Here is a 17,890-nt window from a genome sequence, read left to right on the forward strand (position 1 = left end):
GACGTCACGCCTTTCTGACTAGCAGCCGATTACAGCGCGGCGATCAGCGTCTCGACTCCGCGCAGATTGTTCCGCCTGCGCCACTGCAAGGCATCGAGATTCGTAAGACGCAGTTGCGGCAGCCGCGTCAGCAGCTTGTGCAGCGCGATTTCGAGTTCCATCATCGCGAGGCGCGCGCCAAGGCAATAGTGAATGCCCGCGCCGAAAGTCAATAGATGGCCTGACGGCTCGCGGCCGATATCGAGCGTATCCGGTGCGTCGAAACGTTCCGGGTCGCGATTGGCCGAACCAAGCAGCATGAAGACGATCGAGCCGCGCGGCAGCGTCTGTCCGTCGACGTCGATATCGTCGAACGCGGTGCGCACCACCATCTGCACGGCCGTGTCGTAGCGCGCGCATTCGGCCACGGCCTTCGACACCAGCGACGGGGCGCGATGCAGCTTTTCCAGTTGCGCCGGATGCCGATGCAGCGCGATCAGCGCGTTGCCGAGCATGTTCGACGTGGTCTCGTGTCCCGCGACGAACAGCAAGATCACGTTCGAGATGATCTCGTCTTCCGACAACCGCTCGCCGCCCTCTTCCGCCTGAATCAGCGACGACACGATGTCATGGCCGGGCGCGGCGCGCCGTTGCGCGACCACCGCGCGGAAATACTGCTCGAGATCGAGCGCCGCCTGATTCGCGTGCGCGAGCGCCTCGGCCGACAGCGGTGCGAGATCGAATGCGGACACCAGCAGGCTCGCCGCGTCGCCGAAGCGCGCGCCATCCTCGACAGGTACATCCAGCAGCCTGCAGATGATCTGCAACGGCAGCGGCATCGCGAACTCGCTGACGAGATCCACTTCGCTTTTGCCTTGCATCGCGTCGATCAGACTGTCCGTCGTTTCTTCCGCGATGGTGCGCAGCGTTTCGATCTGCCGTGCATTGAACGCCTTCATCAGCAGCGCGCGCAGGCGCGTGTGCGTGGGCGGGTTCATCATCAGGAACGTGCGTTCGAGCGCCTGAAACACCGGCTGCTCACGCGCGCTCTCGCCGTAGCGCGCGACCACGCTCGGCATGTACGTCTTGCCCATGCGTCGGTCGGGCAGCAGCGCGTCAATGACGGCGTGACGTCCCGTCAGCATGATGCTGGGCGCGAGCGGCACGAAGGCGCCCGCGCTGCGGATGCCTTCATAGAACGGATAAGGATTGTCGAAATAGGCAGGCGATGACAGATCGGTGAATTTCATGCTTTGATGCGTGGGGCTCAAGTTATTGAAGGTGCAGCGTCAGTCGAGAGGATACAGCCCACGCACCCGAGCGTGCAGACGAGCCAGCCCAAACAGCGCATTCGCATAAGGCGCGTCGACGCCCGTCAGCTGGCCCAGTTCGCACACCGCGCCGACCAGCGCATCGAGTTCGACTGCCTTGCCCGCTTCCACGTCCTGCAGCATCGACGTGCGCATCGCGCCGAGTTTCAGCGTAACGGCGTGGCGATCTTCGGGCGCCTGCTCGATGGGGATGCCGAAGCGCGCGCCGATGGCTTTCGCTTCGAGCATCACGCGCGTGACGAAATCGCGCGCGAGCGGGTCGCTCAGGATCTTGTCGGTGGTCGCACCCGTGATGGCGCTGATGGGGTTCATCGTCATGTTGCCCCACAGCTTGTACCAGACGTCGCGCTGGATCTGATCCGTCGCGCTCGCATCGAAGCCGGCCTTGCGCAGCAGTTCGACGAGCGACACCACGCGCTCGCTCGCGCGCCCCGTCGCTTCGCCGACGATCAGGCCACGCCCCTGATGGTGCGCGACGACGCCGGGCGCATCGACGCGGCAGCTTGCATGCACGACGCATCCGAGCGTGCGCTCAGCGGGAATCGCAGCGGCAATCGAGCCGTCGGGATCGACGGAAGCGAGGCGCGCGCCCGCGAATTCGCCATGCAAGCCCGCGCAGAACCACCACGGCACGCCGTTCATTGCCGTCAGCACGAGCGTATTCGCGCCGAGCAGCGGCGCGATATGCTGCGCGACGGCGGCCATGCCGGGCGCCTTGACCGCGACGATCACGAGATCCTGCACACCGAGCGCTTCCGGTTTGTCGCTCGCCTGCACGCGGACCGCATGCGTCTCGCCGTTTTCCTTCAGACGCAGGCCGTGTTCACGCAACGCGTCGAGCGTCGCGCCGCGCGCGACCACGCTCACGTCGCAGCCCGCCTGCGCGAGCTTCACACCCATCCATCCGCCGATCGCGCCGGCGCCGTAAATGCAGACCTTCATCGTCGTTCTTCCTCAATCCTTATAGCTGGCGTCGATTCTATCGACCTTGCGCACCAGCGCATCGAACACGTCCTGCCCCGCGCCGTAGCGCGGGTCGAATTGCAGCGCATCGCGCGAGGATTGCTCGGCGACCGCTTCGGGCACGGGCCGCGCGCGGCCCATCGCGAACGTCGCGACCTGAATCTCGCAGGCGCGGTTCAGCGTCCACAGAATCGCGAACGCTTGCGGCAAGGTCGTGCCCCACGACAGCAACCCGTGATTGCGCAGAATCACCGCCTGCCGGTCACCGATATGTTCGACGAGGCGCGGCCCTTCTTCGGCGTGAATCGTGATGCCTTCGAAGTCGTGATACGCGATGCGTTCATGCAACTGCGCGCTGTAGAAGTTGGTCTGCTGCAAGCCGCCTTCCGAGCACGCGACGGCCACGCCCGCCGTGGTATGAGTATGCATCACGCAATGCGCATCGGGGATGCCTTCGTGCAGCGCTGCGTGCACGGTGAAACCCGCGGGATTCACCGGATACGTCGAGCCGTCGAGAATGCGCCCTTGCGCATCGATCTTCACCAGATTGCGCGCCGTGACTTCACTGTAATGCAGGCCGAATGGATTGATCAGGAATTGCTTCGCTCCACCCGTCACGCTTTCGGGCAGGCGCACCGTGATGTGGTTGTAGATCAGCTCGGTCCAGCCCAGCATATCGAAGACGCGGTAACAGGCGGCCAATTGAACGCGCGCCTGCCATTCGTCGGGATGCATTGCTGCGGACGCATGTTCGTCCCGCTCCATGATCTCCATGTCGTGCTCCTTACTGGCGCGCGCCGGGCGCGGCGACGGCCGCAATCGCGGACGCCACGTACGCGACGTTGTTGCGGTTCAGGCCCGCGACGCACATGCGCCCCGAACGCAGCAGATAGATGCCGTGTTCCAGGCGCAGCGTTTCGACCTGTTCGGCGGACAGACCTGTGTAGGTGAACATGCCGACCTGCGCGGTGTAACGTGCGCGCATCACTTCATCGACGCGGCCCGCCAGACCTTCGTGAATCGCATGGCGCATCTCATGGATGCGCTCGCGCATCACGCGCAACTCGTCGTCCCACGACGCGCGCAGCTTTGCGTCGCCGAGCACGCCTGCCACGAGCCGCGCGCCGTGCATCGGCGGATTGCTGTAGTTCGCGCGAATCGTGAAGGTCAGCTGGCCGAGCACGCGCTGCGCTTCGCCCGCGTCCTTACAGAGGACGCTCAGCGCGCCGCATCGCTCGCCGTACAACGAGAAGTTCTTCGAGAACGAGTTCGCGACGATCATCGGCACGTCAGCGTCCGCCAGCATGCGCACGCAGGCGGCATCTTCTTCGAGGCCGTCGCCGAAGCCCTGATACGCCATGTCGACGAAGGCGATCAGCTTGCGATGCTGCAGCACGGGCACGAGCTCGCGCCACTGCTCGGCCGTCAGATCGACGCCCGTCGGGTTGTGGCAGCATGCGTGCAGCAGCACGATGCTGCGTTCGGGCAGCGAGTCGATCGTGTCGCGCATGGCGTCGAAGCGCAGGCCGCCCGTCGCGTCGTCGTAGTACGGATAGGTGTTGACCGTGTGGCCCGCCGCTTCGAACACGACGCGATGGTTTTCCCAGCTCGGATCGCTCAGCCACACCTGCGAGCCGGCGAAGTGACGCTTCAGGAAGTCCGCGCCGACCTTCAGCGCGCCCGAACCGCCCACCGTCTGCACCGTCGCGATACGGCCGGCGGCGCGCGCGGCGCTGTCGGTACCGAACACGAGCGTTTGCGCGGCGTCGCGGTATTGCGGCAGGCCCGACATCGGCAGATAGGAGCGCGGCGTGCCCTGCGCGACGATGGCCGCCTCGGCTTCGCGCACCGACGACATCACGGGCAGCGTGCCGTTTTCGTCGAAGTAGATGCCGATGCTCAGATTGACCTTGTTGGTGCGCGGGTCGCGCTGGAAGTCCTCGTTGAGGCTCAGGATCGGATCGCCGGGATACGCGGGAATGTGTTCGAACATGGTTGTGTCTCTGTCTATGTGTGCTGGACGTTGCTGAACTCTGCGAGAGGTTGCGAAGGCATGCACCGACGCGTGCGAAACAGTGTGTCGAAAAGCGCCGCTTGTCACAATCAATCGATTCTGCACGATTCGTAAGTTACGCTTTAGAATCGGCGGATGGCCCTCACACGCATCACCATACGCCAGTTCGAGGCGTTCCTCGCGATTGTCGATCAGAACGGCATTGCCGCTGCGGCGCAACGGCTGGGGCTGACCTCGTCGGCCGTGAGCCAGTTGCTGGCGGAGCTGGAGCGCGAACTCGGCTTTCGTCTGTTCGACCGCACGACGCGGCGCGTGAGTCTGTCGACGGCAGGCCGCGATTTTCTCTCGTCGGCGGAATCGGTGCTGCGGCATTTGCGTGCCGCCGAGCAGACCGCGAGCGACATCCGCAACCGCGCGGCGGGCATCGTGCGCGTGGGCGCGCCGCTGGTGCTGGCGAGCACAGCGATTCCGTTTGCCATAGCGGGCTATGCGACGGAGAAGCCGAAGGTCGTGGTGCGGGTCGTCGACACGGATGTCGAGCAACTGGTGGAGCGCGTCGCGAGCGGGGACGTCGATCTTGCCGTCGGTCCCGATCGTGCGACGGGCGACCGCGTGCAGCGGGAGCCGATCTTTCCGAGTCCGTGGGTGTTGTGGTGCGCGGAGCAGCATCCACTGGCGAGGAAAAGGCGCCTGCGCTGGCAGGATCTGAGGGGGACGCCGATCATCGCGACGGGCCGCGATCACGAAGCGAGCGTCGCGCAGATGCTGGCCGATCAGCCGTCGGATGCGCGGATTGCGCCTGTTGAGGTTGTCGATAATGTGACCACTGCGTTTGGTCTTGTTGCGCAGGGGCTTGCGGTGACGCTTGCGCCGCTGTATGTGAAGCCGCTGGCGCAGACGTTTGGGCTGGTGATGCGGCGCGTCGTCGCGCCGGAGACGATTCGGGAAGTGTGTGTATATCGGCCGGTGGATCGGTCGTTGTCGCCGTCGGCGGATGGGTTTGCGCAGTTTCTTGGGGTGTGTTTGAAGACCTGGGATCGGAAGACGCAAAGTGGCGGGCGGTGAGGTACCGTGTGGATTTTGGGTTTTGGGTTTTGGGGTTTGCGGCCTTTGCGCTGGCATCCGCGGTTTGCTTCTGGTTTGCTAGCGTTGCCCCTGTGCGGGGCGGCACCTACTTTTCTTTGCCGCCGCAAAGAAAAGTAGGCAAAAGAAAGCGGCTCACACCGCCAGTGCTTGTGTTTGCCTGAGGGCCCCCACAGGGTCTTACGCTTCAAACGGTAGCGCGCCAGTCCGCGCTCGTTGCCAACGTCCTCTCCGTGCGCCTCACCCGCTTCATCTGCACGCGTTGCAGCACATCGTGTCACATATTCCACGGCCGCCCAGGTGGCAAACTGTGTGTAGGCCCAGGTGTTCCACACGCCTCACTTCGGACCGGTAGCGCACGCGTCCCACCCGGTAAGAGCGCTACCCTTTGTGGCGCGACAACCTGCACACAGTTTGCCACCTTGGCGGCACAACCCAGTCGCTGCCGCTGGCCGGAGTACGGGTATTCGAAGCGGGTGAGGCATTCATTCGAAGCGTTGGCAACGGGCACCAGCAGGGACGTTGCCGTGTGAAGCATAAGACCCGTTGGGGTCCCTCAGGCGAATACACGGGCTGGCGGTGTGAGCCGCTTTCTTTTGCCTACTTTTCTTTGCGGCGGTGTACAGACTGGAGACATGGTTGACACATGTACAGGGACATCGCTGACACATGATGGTCAGGGTTTTACTGTCTTCAGGTCAAGTTTTGCGACTCGCTGATGGGCAAACCAGAGCTCGATCACTCCGTCTTCGTTTTCGCTCGGGCGGGCTGCCACCTGCAGCCCCTTGAGCGCAATCGAGAGCTTCACTTTCTCGCCTCGCACGCGCACCACGCCGCTTGCATTGACCTGTAGCACTTCATCGCCGCAACCGTATTCGGGCTCGGGCAGCCGCTCCGGCATCCTGCGCAGGCTGCACGCGTAGCGGGTGACCGGCACCGCCATGTCCAGTGCCTCATGCGGACGCTCGGTGTTGTACACCTGCCGCCAGCGATCCAGTGCCTGCTGCACGTGCGCGTGCGTGGTGAACGTGTGCCGCTCCAGCACTTCAGCCTTCAGCGAGCGGTGAAACCGTTCATCCTTGCCATTGGTCTGCGGGTGATACGGGCGGCTATAGCTCACCTGGATGCCCAGCCGGATCAGCCAGACCGCGAGCTCGGTGAGCTGCCCCGGCGCACTGGGCGAGCCCCACGGCGCGCCGTTGTCGGTGTTGATGCGCGATGGCAGCCCGTAGCAGCGAAACGCCCGCTCAAGCTCTGCCTGCACGATCCCGGTGGTGGTGCGCGCGCAGGCGCTCAGCACGATGTTGTAGCGCGAGTGGTCATCGATGACCGTCAGCGGCGCGCAGCGCCCGCTCTCCAGCGTCGGGAAGTCGCCCTTGAAGTCCATCTGCCACAACGAGTTCGGATGCTCGTGCTCGAAGCGTTGCCAGTGCTGGCGCTGGCGGGACGCCTGCTCGTCAATGAGCCCGTGGCGTCGCAGGATCTCGGTGATGGTGGCGGGCGCGGGAACCTCAATCTGGCCCAGATCGCGCAGGCGCCGTGCGATCTTGCGTCCGCCCCAGCCATGCTCGCGGCGCAGGTCCAGCACCAGTGCCTCGATGTGCTCCGGTGAGCGTGTGGGGCTGTGATGCGGGCGCCGGGAGCGGTCGGCCAGCCCCTTGCTACCCTCAGACTTGTGGCGGGCGAGCCACTTGTAGCCGGTCTGGCGGGTGATCTTGAATTTACGGCATAGCTCGCTGAACGGGAGCGCCTGTGTGGCGGCCTCGCAGACGAAGTCTTCGCGACGATTCATGGTGTCTTTTACATCCCAGGGCATGGTTGGAATCCGGGCGTTTGATTACCCGAAAGTGTCAGTCATGTCCCTGTACACCTGTCAGCGATGTCTCCAGTCTGTACACGGCGGCAAAGAAAAGTAGGTGCCGCCCCGCACAGGGGCAACGCTTGAGGCACCAATCACATCACGCGGGTGCCAGCGCAAAAACAAGCAAACCACCCCAAGCGTCGCAGACAAAAAACCGACCCAAATTCAACCAGCAATCCCCCCGCGCGGCGTTTGCCCCTTCACTCCCTCCACGCGCTGCGGCAACTCAACCCTCGGCAACAGCCGACGCGCCACCCATGCGCCCACCGTCTTCCACGCAATCACCCCAATCACCGCATTCGATGCAATAAACAGCGCACCAGCGAGCCACTCAACCTCCCCCGTCGCACCGCGTTCAACAATCCTCATAGCAAGGGTCGGCAGCGCAGCAGCACCAAACGTGAACGCCCAGTACGAAGGCACGAACGGCTGACGGCGAATCCACGGCAGCAGCCGCAACATCAACAACGCCTGGTACAGGCCATACCCGAGCAGCGCAAACGCAAACAGATCCGGCGCACCATGCGTAATGCTCATATACGCAACACCCCCCACCACAGGCGGCGCAATCTGAATCCCAAGCAACGGACGTTGCGCTTCAGGCAGCGGCGTATGCACGGCAGCGCGATGCAAAATCAGCGACTCGATCGCGAGCCACGACAACAACCCAGCCCCGAAGAACAACATCCCCATCTGTTGAAAGCCGAACGTCGCCGAGGCCGTCGCCGCAACAAAGCTCGGCGCCACGGCGGGCAGATAGATGGCCGGCGTCGTCAGTTCCGGGTTGCGTCCGCCCTGCCAGATGCGGCCTTGCAGATGCACACCCACCACGAGTTGCGTGACGGCGGCGACCGCAAACACCGCCAGCCCGGCCGTGTGCGAATAGTTGCCGAGCGCCATCGACGCCAGCAGGCTCGCCGTCGGCCCCAACGCGACGAACGACGATTGCACCGGATGCTCCCACTCCGCCCTGGCTTGCGAACGTTGCACGAACCACTTTCGCGCATACGCCGCGAGCACGATGACCCACACCGCCAGCGCCACGAATGTCAGCGTATCGACGATGCCCGCCGGCATGGGCCAGATACGCGCCGCGACGCGCCAGGCGTTCGCGAGCGCCAGTGGACCGACGGCAATACCGAAGAAGGAAGCGGGCATCACCGTATCGTTTGTCTTCGCTTGCATGTCACTCTCCTGTCCGTTGCGCGTCGCGACCGAACTACTGCGATGCGCCGATGGAAGGCACTGTAAAGGCGGCGTATGGGCGCGCGAATGCCGGGCCGTCTCGACAACATGCTCGATCGGATCAATGCCCTTCAGGAATCACGCTCGCCGCGTTCGATGAGCCGATCGGGCAGGAATGTGAGCCGCGCAAGCATGTGCCGCAAGCGCGCCCATCCGTATGCTCGGCGCTCCTGTTTCAGCCATGGAGATTTCGTCAGACATGAATTTCGTCTTATCGACGTTCGGCAGGCACGCGGCGGCCCTCGCTGCGGCGCTTGCCTGCAGCGTTGCGCTCGCGGCTGCGCCCGCCGCGCCCGCTGCCATTTATCAGACGCAGTTACAGCCGCTCGACGGCAAGCTCGAATCGCTCGACCGTTATCGTGGACACGCGCTCGTCGTCAACTTCTGGGCGCCGTGGTGCGGGCCGTGCCGCACCGAAGTGCCAGAGTTCGTAGCGATGCAGGACGCGTATCGTGGCAAGGCGCAATTCGTCGGCGTCGCGCTCGACGAAGCGGCTGCCGTGCGCGCATTCGCGCACGACTATGGGATCAACTACCCGCTCTATCTCGCCGGCATGGGCGGTATCGCGATCATGCTGCGCGAGGGCGATACGCGCGGCGCGGTGCCGTTCACCGTCGTCTATGACGGCAACGGGCACAAGGTCGGCACGATTACGGGGCTCGCGAGTCCCGAGAAGCTCGAAGCGTTGCTGGCCGCGGCGATCGCAGCAACGCCTGGCGATCACTGAGAAGCCGTGCGGACTAGCGCGACGCGTTGCCGTTGCCCACGCTGCAATCGAGCGGATCGTGGGCTGCCTGTAGTGCGCTCCGCACGCGCGAAAGCGTTCGCGGCGAATCGACGAGCACGGCGTCCATATGCAGACAGGCGGCTTCGCGATACGCCGCCTCGTCGTTGACGGAGAACGCGACCAGCCATGTATCGGCGGCACGGCGAAAGCACTGCACCGATGCGGGTGTCCATGTGCGCGCAGCGAAAGTCGAGCGTCCTTCGCCGAGCGTGAAGCGCTCGATCAGTTCGACCTTGCGGCCCAGCTCGAAGCCTGCGCGCGTACCGGCTTGCGGCGCATCGCATTGACCCGTCAGCGCGACGCCGAAGAGCCGCTGGCGCGTCGCATCGCGCGACTCGAACATACGGGCCTGAGGATATTGCGCGAACGCGCCTTGGTAATCCGCTTCCGTCGAATAGATCGTCACGCGCGGCCACGCGTTCAGCGCGTCGAGCACGCGCGCGACAGCCGCCGCCTGCGGCGCGGCGGGCAACGCCTTCATGTCGAGCACGACAGGCACGTTGCGCGGAATGATCCGCAGCGCATCTTCGAGCGTCGGGATACCGACGGGTTTCGACCGATACGGCCTGGTCCCTGGCGCATCCTGCGCGTCGAACTGCCAGCCCGCGTTGATGCGCGCCAGTTCCGCTGCCGTACGCGTCGCCACCGGGCCGCTTGCATCCGTCAACGCCGACAGATCTTTCGGACGATACAGCACAGGCACGCCGTCGCGGCTCAACTGCACCGTGAGCCAGATGACGTCGGCATGATTCGCGAGCGCGCCTTGGATGGCGGCCAGTGTGTTCTCGGGATAGTCAGCCGTTCCGCCGCGATGGGCGATCAGCGCCGGCAATGTCCGGGCGCTGTCGGCGTGTGGCGGCGCGACGGCGGAACCTGCCGTGCACGCTGAAAGTCCCGTGAGAATCGATAAGGCAAACGCAAACCCCGGTATCCGCATTCGATGCATAACTGTCGTGTCATGAACGCTCGCGCCGTGCGCGGCAACGCGTCATGGTAGACGCGAACCCGACTCTACGCCTCGCGTATGCAAGCCTTTGTGACACTGATTGATCGAACGCATATCGGCGCGTCACCCATTAACGGTGGACGCAACGTGTGCGTTCATGCAGGATCGCGCGCAGCCGCCATCTGGATCAGCGCCCTCGCCTTCGCAAGCGGCTCGACGACGGACGCGTCGAGCCCATAGCCGTCCACGAGCGCACTGGTTATGTCTTCGATGGCGAGCCAGGTGACGCGCGCTTCGTCTTCCCACACGAGCGCCTTGAGCGGCAACAGCAGTCCCGACGCGGGATTCGCCTGCATCACGGGTGTGCCGCCCTTCGGGTTGCCGAACACGATCAGACGCGTCGGGCGCAGCGTCATCCCGACTTGTGCGGCGGCGTCGGCCTGATCGATATCGACGAAGATCGTCATGCCTTTATCGGCGAGCAGGCCGCGCAGCCGCGCGACCGTGATCGAAAAGCCGTGCTCGCTCCTGAACGTCGCAACCGACGCAGGACATTTCGCTGCAACCGTCATCGTGGACTCCGGTGATGGGACATCACCGCAGTGTAGTCATTGCGGTGCAACAACAGAAGCAGAAGCTTGCTCGGCGAGCGCGCGGAAATTCTCGGGCGTCGCGAAGCCGAGATACTGCGCCTGCATCTCGGGCGTCAACACTTCGATCAGCGTGCTGTTTTCGATCCACAGTTCGATCACGTCGAAGAAGTTGTTGCCGCGCGTGCAGCGCACGGCACGCCATCCTTCGCGCTGGCCGATCGCGATCACCTGCTCTGCCGACAGCGGCGACGCAACGGCCATATGAAAGCCGCTGTATTGCGCGCGCGTGCCGGTCATCGACGCGAGCGGCTCCTGCGTGTCGCCGGGCGTGAGCGTGAGGTTGCTCGGATAGGTCTCGATGATCGTGCCGCGGTCGTCGCCTGCTACGGCCATCCACGCGCCTTCGAATGGTGAAAACGGCGCGGCGAAACCGCCCCACACTTCGGCGAGCGTGCGCGCGACGCGCTCAGGATGTTGCGTGGGAATAGACGCATGAAAGATCATCGAAACTCTCCAGTGACTCGTGACGTGACGGACGACGCTCAGGCGCAATGGCGCCTCACGTCGGGGCCTGCGCGTCGTGCGTTTTCGTTTTTCTTGTCACGCGCGCGGCATCGGCAAAGCAGCGAACTGCTGCATACGTCCAGCATGCAGCGGCAATGCAGTGAGTAGTAGAACGGATGCGATCTGCCACGTTTGAAAACGAAGCATCGGTATGAGCAATTGGATGCGTGGGCGTGCGGCATCGAACGCCATGCTAGAAGCGCAATGCGATGACACCAATCGGGAGTTTTACCAACAGCTTTCGATTCGTCCGACGAACCGGTTCGACGCGGTGTTCGCAACACGCCTCGTCGACAAACCGCCCGCCATTGCGGCGGGCGGCATTCCTACGTTCTCAGCAGACTTTAGACGGCCATTACCGTGACGGCCTTCGTCACGAGATAGGCTTCCATCGCTTCCGGTCCGCCTTCCGAACCGTAGCCCGAGTCCTTCACGCCACCGAACGGCATTTCCGGCGTCGGCGTGGCGGGCTGGTTGATCCACAGCATGCCGACTTCGAGGTTCTGCGACAGCAGATGCACGTTGCGGAACGACTTCGTGAACGCATAGCCCGCGAGGCCGAACGGCAGCCGGTTCGCTTCGGCGATGGCGTCTTCGAGCTTGTCGAAACCGCGGATGGCGGCGATCGGGCCAAACGGCTCGTTGTTGAACACGTCGGCTTCGAGCGTCACGTTCGTCAGCACGGTCGGGGCGAAGAAGTTGCCTTCCGAGCCGATGCGCTCGCCGCCCGTCGCGATCGTCGCGCCCGTTGAGCGCGCGTTCTCGATGATGTTCGCCATCGCCGTCAGACGGCGCGCATTCGCGAGCGGCCCGAGCTGCGTGCCTTCGGCGAGGCCGTCGCCGACTTTCAGGCTCTCTGCGTGCTTGACGAGCGCCGCAGCAAACTCTTCGCGAATGCTGTTGTGCACGAGGAAACGCGTCGGCGAGATGCACACCTGGCCCGCGTTACGGAATTTCGCGCCGCCTGCCGCCTTGACGGCGAGCGCGACGTCCGCGTCTTCCGCGACGATCACGGGCGCGTGGCCGCCGAGTTCCATCGTCGCGCGCTTCATGTGCTGGCCAGCGAGCGCGGCGAGTTGCTTGCCGACGGGCGTCGAGCCCGTGAAGGTGACCTTGCGGATGACGGGATGCGGAATCAGGTAGCTCGAAATCTCGGCGGGATCGCCGAACACGAGGCCCACCGTGCCGGCGGGCACGCCAGCATCGACGAAGGCCTGCAGCAGTTGTGCGGGCGATGCGGGCGTCTCTTCAGGCGCCTTGACGAGGAACGAGCAGCCGCTTGCGAGCGCGGCGCTCAGCTTGCGGACGACCTGGTTGACCGGGAAGTTCCACGGCGTGAACGCGGCGACGGGGCCGATCGGCTCCTTGAGGACGAGCGATTGCGCGTTCAGGTTACGCGACGGCACGACGCGGCCGTACACGCGACGGCCTTCGTCCGCGAACCATTCGATGATGTCGGCGGCCGACAGCACTTCGACACGCGCTTCGGCGAACGGCTTGCCCTGCTCCTGGGTCATCAGGCGCGCGATGCTGTCGGCGCGCTCGCGCACGAAGCTTGCGGCCTTGCGCATTGTCGTGGCGCGTTCGTTGGCGGGCACCTTGCGCCACGCTTCGAAGCCCTTCTGTGCGGCTTCCAGCGCGCGGTCCAGATCGGCCTTGCCCGCGTGCGCGACCTTGCCGATCGGCTTGCCCGTTGCGGGATTGACGACGTCGAGGGTCTTGCCGCTGGCGGCATCGCACCACTCGTTGTTGATCAACAGACGGGTATCGGTGTAGCTGCTGGATGTGACCATTGCTGTGTTCCTGAGGATTTTTTTGCGCGCTGCGCGCGCGGGCTGGAATTCTTCGGGCAATGTTGATGTTAACTGATTGCTGGGAAGTATGCCGGGTAGTGGGTGTTTTTTGTCTGCGACGCTGGTGGGGTCCGCTGTGTTTTTCGTTGGCATCCGGGTGATGTTATTGGTTCGCAAGCGTTGCCCCTGTGGGGGGCGGCACTTGGTCTTGGTTGTCTGCGACGCTGGGTGGTTTGCTTATGCTTTGCGCGGGCATCCGCGTGATGTGATTGGTTGGCATGCGTTGCCCCTGTGCGGGGCGGCACCTACTTTTCTTTGCCGCCGCAAAGAAAAGTAGGCAAAAGAAAGCGGCTCACACCGCCAGCCCGTGTATTCGCCTGAGGGACCCCAACGGGTCTTATGCTTCACACGGCAACGTCCCTGCTGGTGCCCGTTGCCAACGCTTCGAATGAATGCCTCACCCGCTTCGAATACCCGTACTCCGGCCAGCGGCAGCGACTGGGTTGTGCCGCCAAGGTGGCAAACTGTGTGCAGGTTGTCGCGCCACAAAGGGTAGCGCTCTTACCGGGTGGGACGCGTGCGCTACCGGTCCGAAGTGAGGCGTGTGGAACACCTGGGCCTACACACAGTTTGCCACCTGGGCGGCCGTGGAATATGTGACACGATGTGCTGCAACGCGTGCAGATGAAGCGGGTGAGGCGCACGGAGAGGACGTTGGCAACGAGCGCGGACTGGCGCGCTACCGTTTGAAGCGTAAGACCCTGTGGGGGCCCTCAGGCAAACACAAGCACTGGCGGTGTGAGCCGCTTTCTTTTGCCTAGGAATCTCTGCAAAAGGTCCTGGCATTGCCGTGAGGGTTGACTATCCTGGAAGCAGGATAGTTAAGGGAGTGGCGTGATGACACAGCTTGGTCTTGGTCTGGATCTGTCAACGAAGCGTACCCGCAAACGCGATTTTCTCGACGAGATGACTCGCGTGGTGCCGTGGCAGAAACTGATTGCTCTGATCGAGCCACACTATCCCAAAGGCAAGACTGGGCGCCCGCCGTTTCCCATCCAGACGATGCTGCGCATTCACTTCCTGCAGCAGTGGTTCAGTCTCTCGGACCCGGCGATGGAGGAGGCGCTACACGACATCCCGCTGTATCGGGAGTTCGCGCTGCTGGACACGGGCATAACGCGGCTGCCAGACGAGAGCACGATCCTGCGGTTCCGCCACCTGCTTGAGGCCAATGAACTGTCGACCAGAATACTGGCGACGGTCAACGAGATCCTGCAGGCGAAAGGCCTGATGCTCAAGGCGGGCTCAGCGGTCGATGCGACGTTGATTTCGGCACCCAATTCGACGAAGAAGCCCGGCACGCGAGACCCGGAGATGCGTCAGACGCAAAAAGGCGGCAGCTGGTACTTCGGAATGAAGGCACATATCGGAGTCGATGTGGAGTCGGGGCTGGTGCATACCGTGAAGTGCACGCCGGCGAACGTTCATGACATCACGGTGGCACATGAACTGTTGCATGGCAAAGAGAAGGTTGCGTTTGCCGATGCGGGCTATGTGGGCATCGAGAAGCGAGGTGAAACGGGTGCGGTCCAGTGGTACGTCGCGATGAGACCGAGCAAGCGAAACAAGCTGGACAAGAGAAAGCGGCTGGACAGGATCTACAACAAGATCGAGCGGCTCAAGGCGGGCGTGAGAGCGAAGGTGGAGCACCCGTTTCGCGTACTGAAATGCCAGTTTGGATATCTGAAGGCGAGATATCGGGGACTGGCAAAGAACACGGCGCACATCGAAACGCAGTTCGCCCTGGCCAATCTGTGGATGGCGCGCAAGATGCTGTGAAGCGGCGCAACAACGGAAGAAAATGCGCCGCATGAGCACAGCGCCGGCCAGCAAAGATGCGACTGGTAGTGATTCAGCAACGTGAGGATGACGACGCGATCTTCACTCCAGGTGTTCGGTTAGAAGTCCAACGAAAAAAACGGGTTATTCAGACCTTCCCCTACTTTTCTTTGCGGCGGCAAAGAAAAGTAGGTGCCGCCCCGCACAGGGGCAACGCAAGCAAACCAGAAGCAAACCGCGGATGCCAGCGCAAAGGCCGCAAACCCCAAAACCCCCACCCTCACGCGTACTTAAAAACCCCTTGCGCACTAGCAATCAACACCTTGTGATCGACCCACGCCTCCGCGCGAGCAAAGAACACCGACCGTCCTTTACGCTCAAGAAACCCTTTACTAATGACCTTTTCCCCGAGCCCCTTGTCGAGATAACTAATCGTCAACGACAACGTAAACGCGTGAATCGGATCCCCTTCGCTAAAGAGCCCCGAATACCCCGCGGCAGCGTCAAGAAGCGTCGCAATCGCGCCGCCCTGCAGCACGCGCTGGCGATTGAGCGTCTCTGGCCGGATCGGCATCGTGAACTCGGCATAACCGCTTTTCCATTCGGTCAATTCGACCCCAAGCGATTCGAGAAAGGGATTATCCAGAGGCGGCGGCTGCATAAAAGCTCCTGCGACGGTTGAACCCTCATGCTAATGCAGCACCGCAAACTCCGACAGATCAAGGCATCGGCAACACACTTTCACGCCGCTTTCGGCGGCCCCACCGATGCACGCATCGACACCGTCACGGGAAACTCGCGATAGATATCCCACTTGGTCCCATAGCACTGGTTGATGAGCCACCGCACCGCGTTCTGCGTGAGTTCAGCCGTCGGAATGTGCACCGACGTCAACGCAGGCGCCGAATAAGCCGCCGAATAATCATCGTCGTAGCCAATCACGGACACATCGCCGGGCACCGAAATGCCCAGCTGCTGAAACCGCGCCAGCGCACTGACGGCCATCGTGTCGTTCGCACAAAAAAGCCCCGTAAACGGCACGTTCGATTCCAGCAACTGGCACGTCGCCGCATACCCGCCTTCCGGCGAGAAGTCCGACTCGATCAGCGGCACCGACTCGCGCGCAATGCCGTGGCGCGCCAGCTCTTCGAAGAAGCCATCAAGCCGCTCGATATTGTCCGATGCCGTATACGGCCCCGAGATCACCGCAATCTTGCGATGCCCATGTTCGAGCAGCGTCGACGCGGCAATCTCGCCACCGCGCCGGTGATCGGCGCAGAACGACGCATCCGGCAACGCATCGAACGCGCGGTTCAGAAAGACCATCTTCGGATGCATACGGTGCAACTGATCCAGGTCTTCATCGTGCAGGTCGTGACTGATCACGACGACACCATCGCAATCTCTTCCTATCAGAAACCGCACGGCTTCGAGCGCCTGCTCACGGGGCGTCGACTCGCCGCAACCCGTCGCCACCACCACGTGCCGGTGCACCGAACGCAGTTCGAGATCGGTCTGCTTGAGGATCGTGCCGTAGTACGAGCCGAAAAACGTCGGCACGAACAGGCCAATGATGCCCAGTTGCTGCGTGGCCATCGCGCGGCCAATCGACGAAGGCCGGAAGTTGAGTTCGGCGATCGCGGCCTGCACGCGAGCAGCCGCCTCGGCCGATACGGGTCCTTTGCCGGAAATGGCGCGCGAGGCTGTCGAGAGCCCCACGCCCGCCAGCTCCGCTACATCTTTGAGGGTCGCCACGGTGTCTCCGTCCGCTTGTATTGTTGGGCGTGCCGTTCAGAGGCGCGCCCCGCCCGCCTCGTCGAACAGCGATATATGTGCGCCATCGATCGCGAACGCCACTGAATCGCCAACGGCGACGGGCGTTTTCTCCTGATCGATCGACGCTATCTGGGTGCCATGATAATCGAGCCAGATAACCCGGTGGTTGCCCATTGGTTCGATAAGCGACACTTGCCCGCGCTGATTCGAGTCCGCGCCCACCCGCACGCGCACGTCCTCGGGCCGCACACCCAGCACGCACGGCTTGCCGTAGTCGGGCTGCGCAGCGAAAGCGTAGGGCGACACGTCGAGATCGAGCTTCGCGCCCGTAAATCGCACGCCGTCGCCCTGAGCATGCAGCGTGCCGTTCAGCAGATTCATCGCCGGCGAGCCGAGAAAGGTCGCGACGAAGAGGTTCGCAGGGCGTGCATACACCTCGGCGGGCGTGCCGAACTGCTGGATCACACCACTCTTCATCACGGCCATGCGCGTGGCGAGCGTCATCGCTTCGACCTGGTCGTGCGTCACGTAGATCATGGTTGCGCCGAGGCGTTGATGCAACTGCTTCAACTCCCGGCGCAATTCCGTGCGCAGCTTCGCATCGAGATTCGACAGCGGCTCGTCGAACAGGAATACGTCGGCTTCTCGCACGATCGCGCGGCCGATCGCCACGCGCTGCCGCTGCCCGCCCGACAGTTGCGACGGCTTGCGCTTGAGCAAAGGCCCGAGTTGCAGCATGTCCGACGCGCGTGCGACGCGCCGCTCGATCTCCGCCTTCGGCGTGCCGTTGATGCGCAGCGCGAACGACAGGTTGCGCTCGACGCTCATCGTCGGATACAGCGCATACGACTGGAACACGAGCGCGATGCGCCGGTCTTTCGGATCGGCCCACGTCATATCCTCGCCACCGATCTCGATACTGCCTTCCGTCACGTCGATCAAGCCAGCGATGCTGTGCAGCAGCGTCGACTTGCCGCAACCCGACGGTCCGAGCAGCACGACGAACTCGCCCGCGCGCACGTCGAGATCGAGCGCGTCGATCACCGTGTTCGCGCCGAGCTGGATTTTCAGGTCGCGGACGGCGACGTTTGCAACGTTCGGTACGGTTGCCATATT

General features: G+C 63.3%; 17 protein-coding genes. 4 read left to right on the plus strand and 13 right to left on the minus strand.

What is annotated here, in order from left to right; translation table 11 throughout:
• Positions 1–29: 29 nt before the first annotated feature.
• Genes PPGU16_RS18715 through PPGU16_RS18730 form a run of 4 tightly spaced genes read right to left on the minus strand, consistent with a single transcriptional unit; the run spans position 30 to position 4,266 of the window.
• Positions 30–1,229, minus strand: a complete 1,200-nt coding sequence (locus tag PPGU16_RS18715) for a cytochrome P450 (RefSeq protein WP_180724219.1) — start codon at positions 1,227–1,229, stop codon at positions 30–32.
• Between the two features lie 39 nt (positions 1,230–1,268).
• Positions 1,269–2,252, minus strand: a complete 984-nt coding sequence (locus PPGU16_RS18720; RefSeq protein WP_180724221.1) for a 2-dehydropantoate 2-reductase — start codon at positions 2,250–2,252, stop codon at positions 1,269–1,271.
• A gap of 12 nt (positions 2,253–2,264) precedes the next feature.
• Positions 2,265–3,047, minus strand: coding sequence for a class II aldolase/adducin family protein (locus tag PPGU16_RS18725; RefSeq protein WP_180724223.1), 783 nt, complete (start codon positions 3,045–3,047; stop codon positions 2,265–2,267).
• Positions 3,048–3,057: 10 nt separating this feature from the next.
• The gene (locus PPGU16_RS18730; protein ID WP_180724225.1) at positions 3,058–4,266 is read right to left on the minus strand and encodes an amino acid aminotransferase; all 1,209 of its coding nucleotides are present in this window, start codon (positions 4,264–4,266) and stop codon (positions 3,058–3,060) included.
• Between the two features lie 156 nt (positions 4,267–4,422).
• On the opposite strand from PPGU16_RS18730, the gene PPGU16_RS18735 reads away from it, so the two are divergent.
• Positions 4,423–5,352: a LysR family transcriptional regulator gene (locus PPGU16_RS18735; protein WP_180724227.1), complete on the plus strand. Its 930-nt coding sequence runs from the start codon at positions 4,423–4,425 to the stop codon at positions 5,350–5,352.
• Positions 5,353–6,046: 694 nt separating this feature from the next.
• Here PPGU16_RS18735 and PPGU16_RS18740 read toward each other — a convergent pair.
• Positions 6,047–7,186: an IS481 family transposase gene (locus tag PPGU16_RS18740; protein WP_180724229.1), complete on the minus strand. Its 1,140-nt coding sequence runs from the start codon at positions 7,184–7,186 to the stop codon at positions 6,047–6,049.
• Positions 7,187–7,396: 210 nt separating this feature from the next.
• Positions 7,397–8,416, minus strand: coding sequence for a dicarboxylate transporter/tellurite-resistance protein TehA (tehA, locus tag PPGU16_RS18745; protein WP_180724230.1), 1,020 nt, complete (start codon positions 8,414–8,416; stop codon positions 7,397–7,399).
• A 259-nt stretch (positions 8,417–8,675) separates the two neighbouring features.
• On the opposite strand from tehA, the gene PPGU16_RS18750 reads away from it, so the two are divergent.
• Complete coding sequence (locus tag PPGU16_RS18750; RefSeq protein ID WP_180724231.1) at positions 8,676–9,203, plus strand: TlpA family protein disulfide reductase; 528 nt, start codon at positions 8,676–8,678, stop codon at positions 9,201–9,203.
• A gap of 13 nt (positions 9,204–9,216) precedes the next feature.
• Here the strand turns inward: PPGU16_RS18750 and PPGU16_RS18755 are convergent, their stop codons facing one another.
• The 3 genes from PPGU16_RS18755 to PPGU16_RS18765 form a co-directional block, all read right to left on the minus strand.
• The gene (locus tag PPGU16_RS18755) at positions 9,217–10,200 is read right to left on the minus strand and encodes a glycerophosphodiester phosphodiesterase family protein (RefSeq protein ID WP_180725128.1); all 984 of its coding nucleotides are present in this window, start codon (positions 10,198–10,200) and stop codon (positions 9,217–9,219) included.
• Between the two features lie 164 nt (positions 10,201–10,364).
• Entirely contained in the window at positions 10,365–10,781 is a 417-nt protein-coding gene (locus PPGU16_RS18760) for a DUF302 domain-containing protein (protein ID WP_180724232.1), read from the minus strand.
• A gap of 36 nt (positions 10,782–10,817) precedes the next feature.
• Positions 10,818–11,306, minus strand: a complete 489-nt coding sequence (locus PPGU16_RS18765) for a hypothetical protein (protein ID WP_180724233.1) — start codon at positions 11,304–11,306, stop codon at positions 10,818–10,820.
• A gap of 211 nt (positions 11,307–11,517) precedes the next feature.
• Here PPGU16_RS18765 and PPGU16_RS18770 point away from each other — a divergent pair, with 211 nt between their 5' ends.
• The gene (locus PPGU16_RS18770; RefSeq protein ID WP_180724234.1) at positions 11,518–11,730 is read left to right on the plus strand and encodes a hypothetical protein; all 213 of its coding nucleotides are present in this window, start codon (positions 11,518–11,520) and stop codon (positions 11,728–11,730) included.
• On the opposite strand, the gene PPGU16_RS18775 is transcribed toward PPGU16_RS18770, so the two are convergent.
• Entirely contained in the window at positions 11,711–13,159 is a 1,449-nt protein-coding gene (locus tag PPGU16_RS18775; protein ID WP_180724235.1) for an NAD-dependent succinate-semialdehyde dehydrogenase, read from the minus strand. The two genes, PPGU16_RS18770 and PPGU16_RS18775, sit on opposite strands and share 20 nt — an antisense overlap.
• Positions 13,160–14,056: 897 nt before the next feature.
• Here PPGU16_RS18775 and PPGU16_RS18780 point away from each other — a divergent pair.
• Entirely contained in the window at positions 14,057–14,998 is a 942-nt protein-coding gene (locus PPGU16_RS18780) for an IS5 family transposase (RefSeq protein WP_180724236.1), read from the plus strand.
• Between the two features lie 280 nt (positions 14,999–15,278).
• Here PPGU16_RS18780 and PPGU16_RS18785 read toward each other — a convergent pair whose 3' ends face one another.
• From PPGU16_RS18785 to PPGU16_RS18795, 3 genes are all read right to left on the minus strand, one after another.
• The gene (locus PPGU16_RS18785; RefSeq protein WP_180724237.1) at positions 15,279–15,659 is read right to left on the minus strand and encodes a PaaI family thioesterase; all 381 of its coding nucleotides are present in this window, start codon (positions 15,657–15,659) and stop codon (positions 15,279–15,281) included.
• 80 nt (positions 15,660–15,739) lie between these two features.
• Positions 15,740–16,753, minus strand: a complete 1,014-nt coding sequence (locus PPGU16_RS18790) for a LacI family DNA-binding transcriptional regulator (RefSeq protein ID WP_180724238.1) — start codon at positions 16,751–16,753, stop codon at positions 15,740–15,742.
• Between the two features lie 36 nt (positions 16,754–16,789).
• Positions 16,790–17,887, minus strand: a complete 1,098-nt coding sequence (locus tag PPGU16_RS18795; protein ID WP_224032412.1) for an ABC transporter ATP-binding protein — start codon at positions 17,885–17,887, stop codon at positions 16,790–16,792.
• Between the last annotated feature and the right edge of the window lie 3 nt (positions 17,888–17,890).

The sequence above is a fragment of the Paraburkholderia largidicola genome, from assembly GCF_013426895.1.
Lineage (GTDB): Bacteria > Pseudomonadota > Gammaproteobacteria > Burkholderiales > Burkholderiaceae > Paraburkholderia > Paraburkholderia largidicola.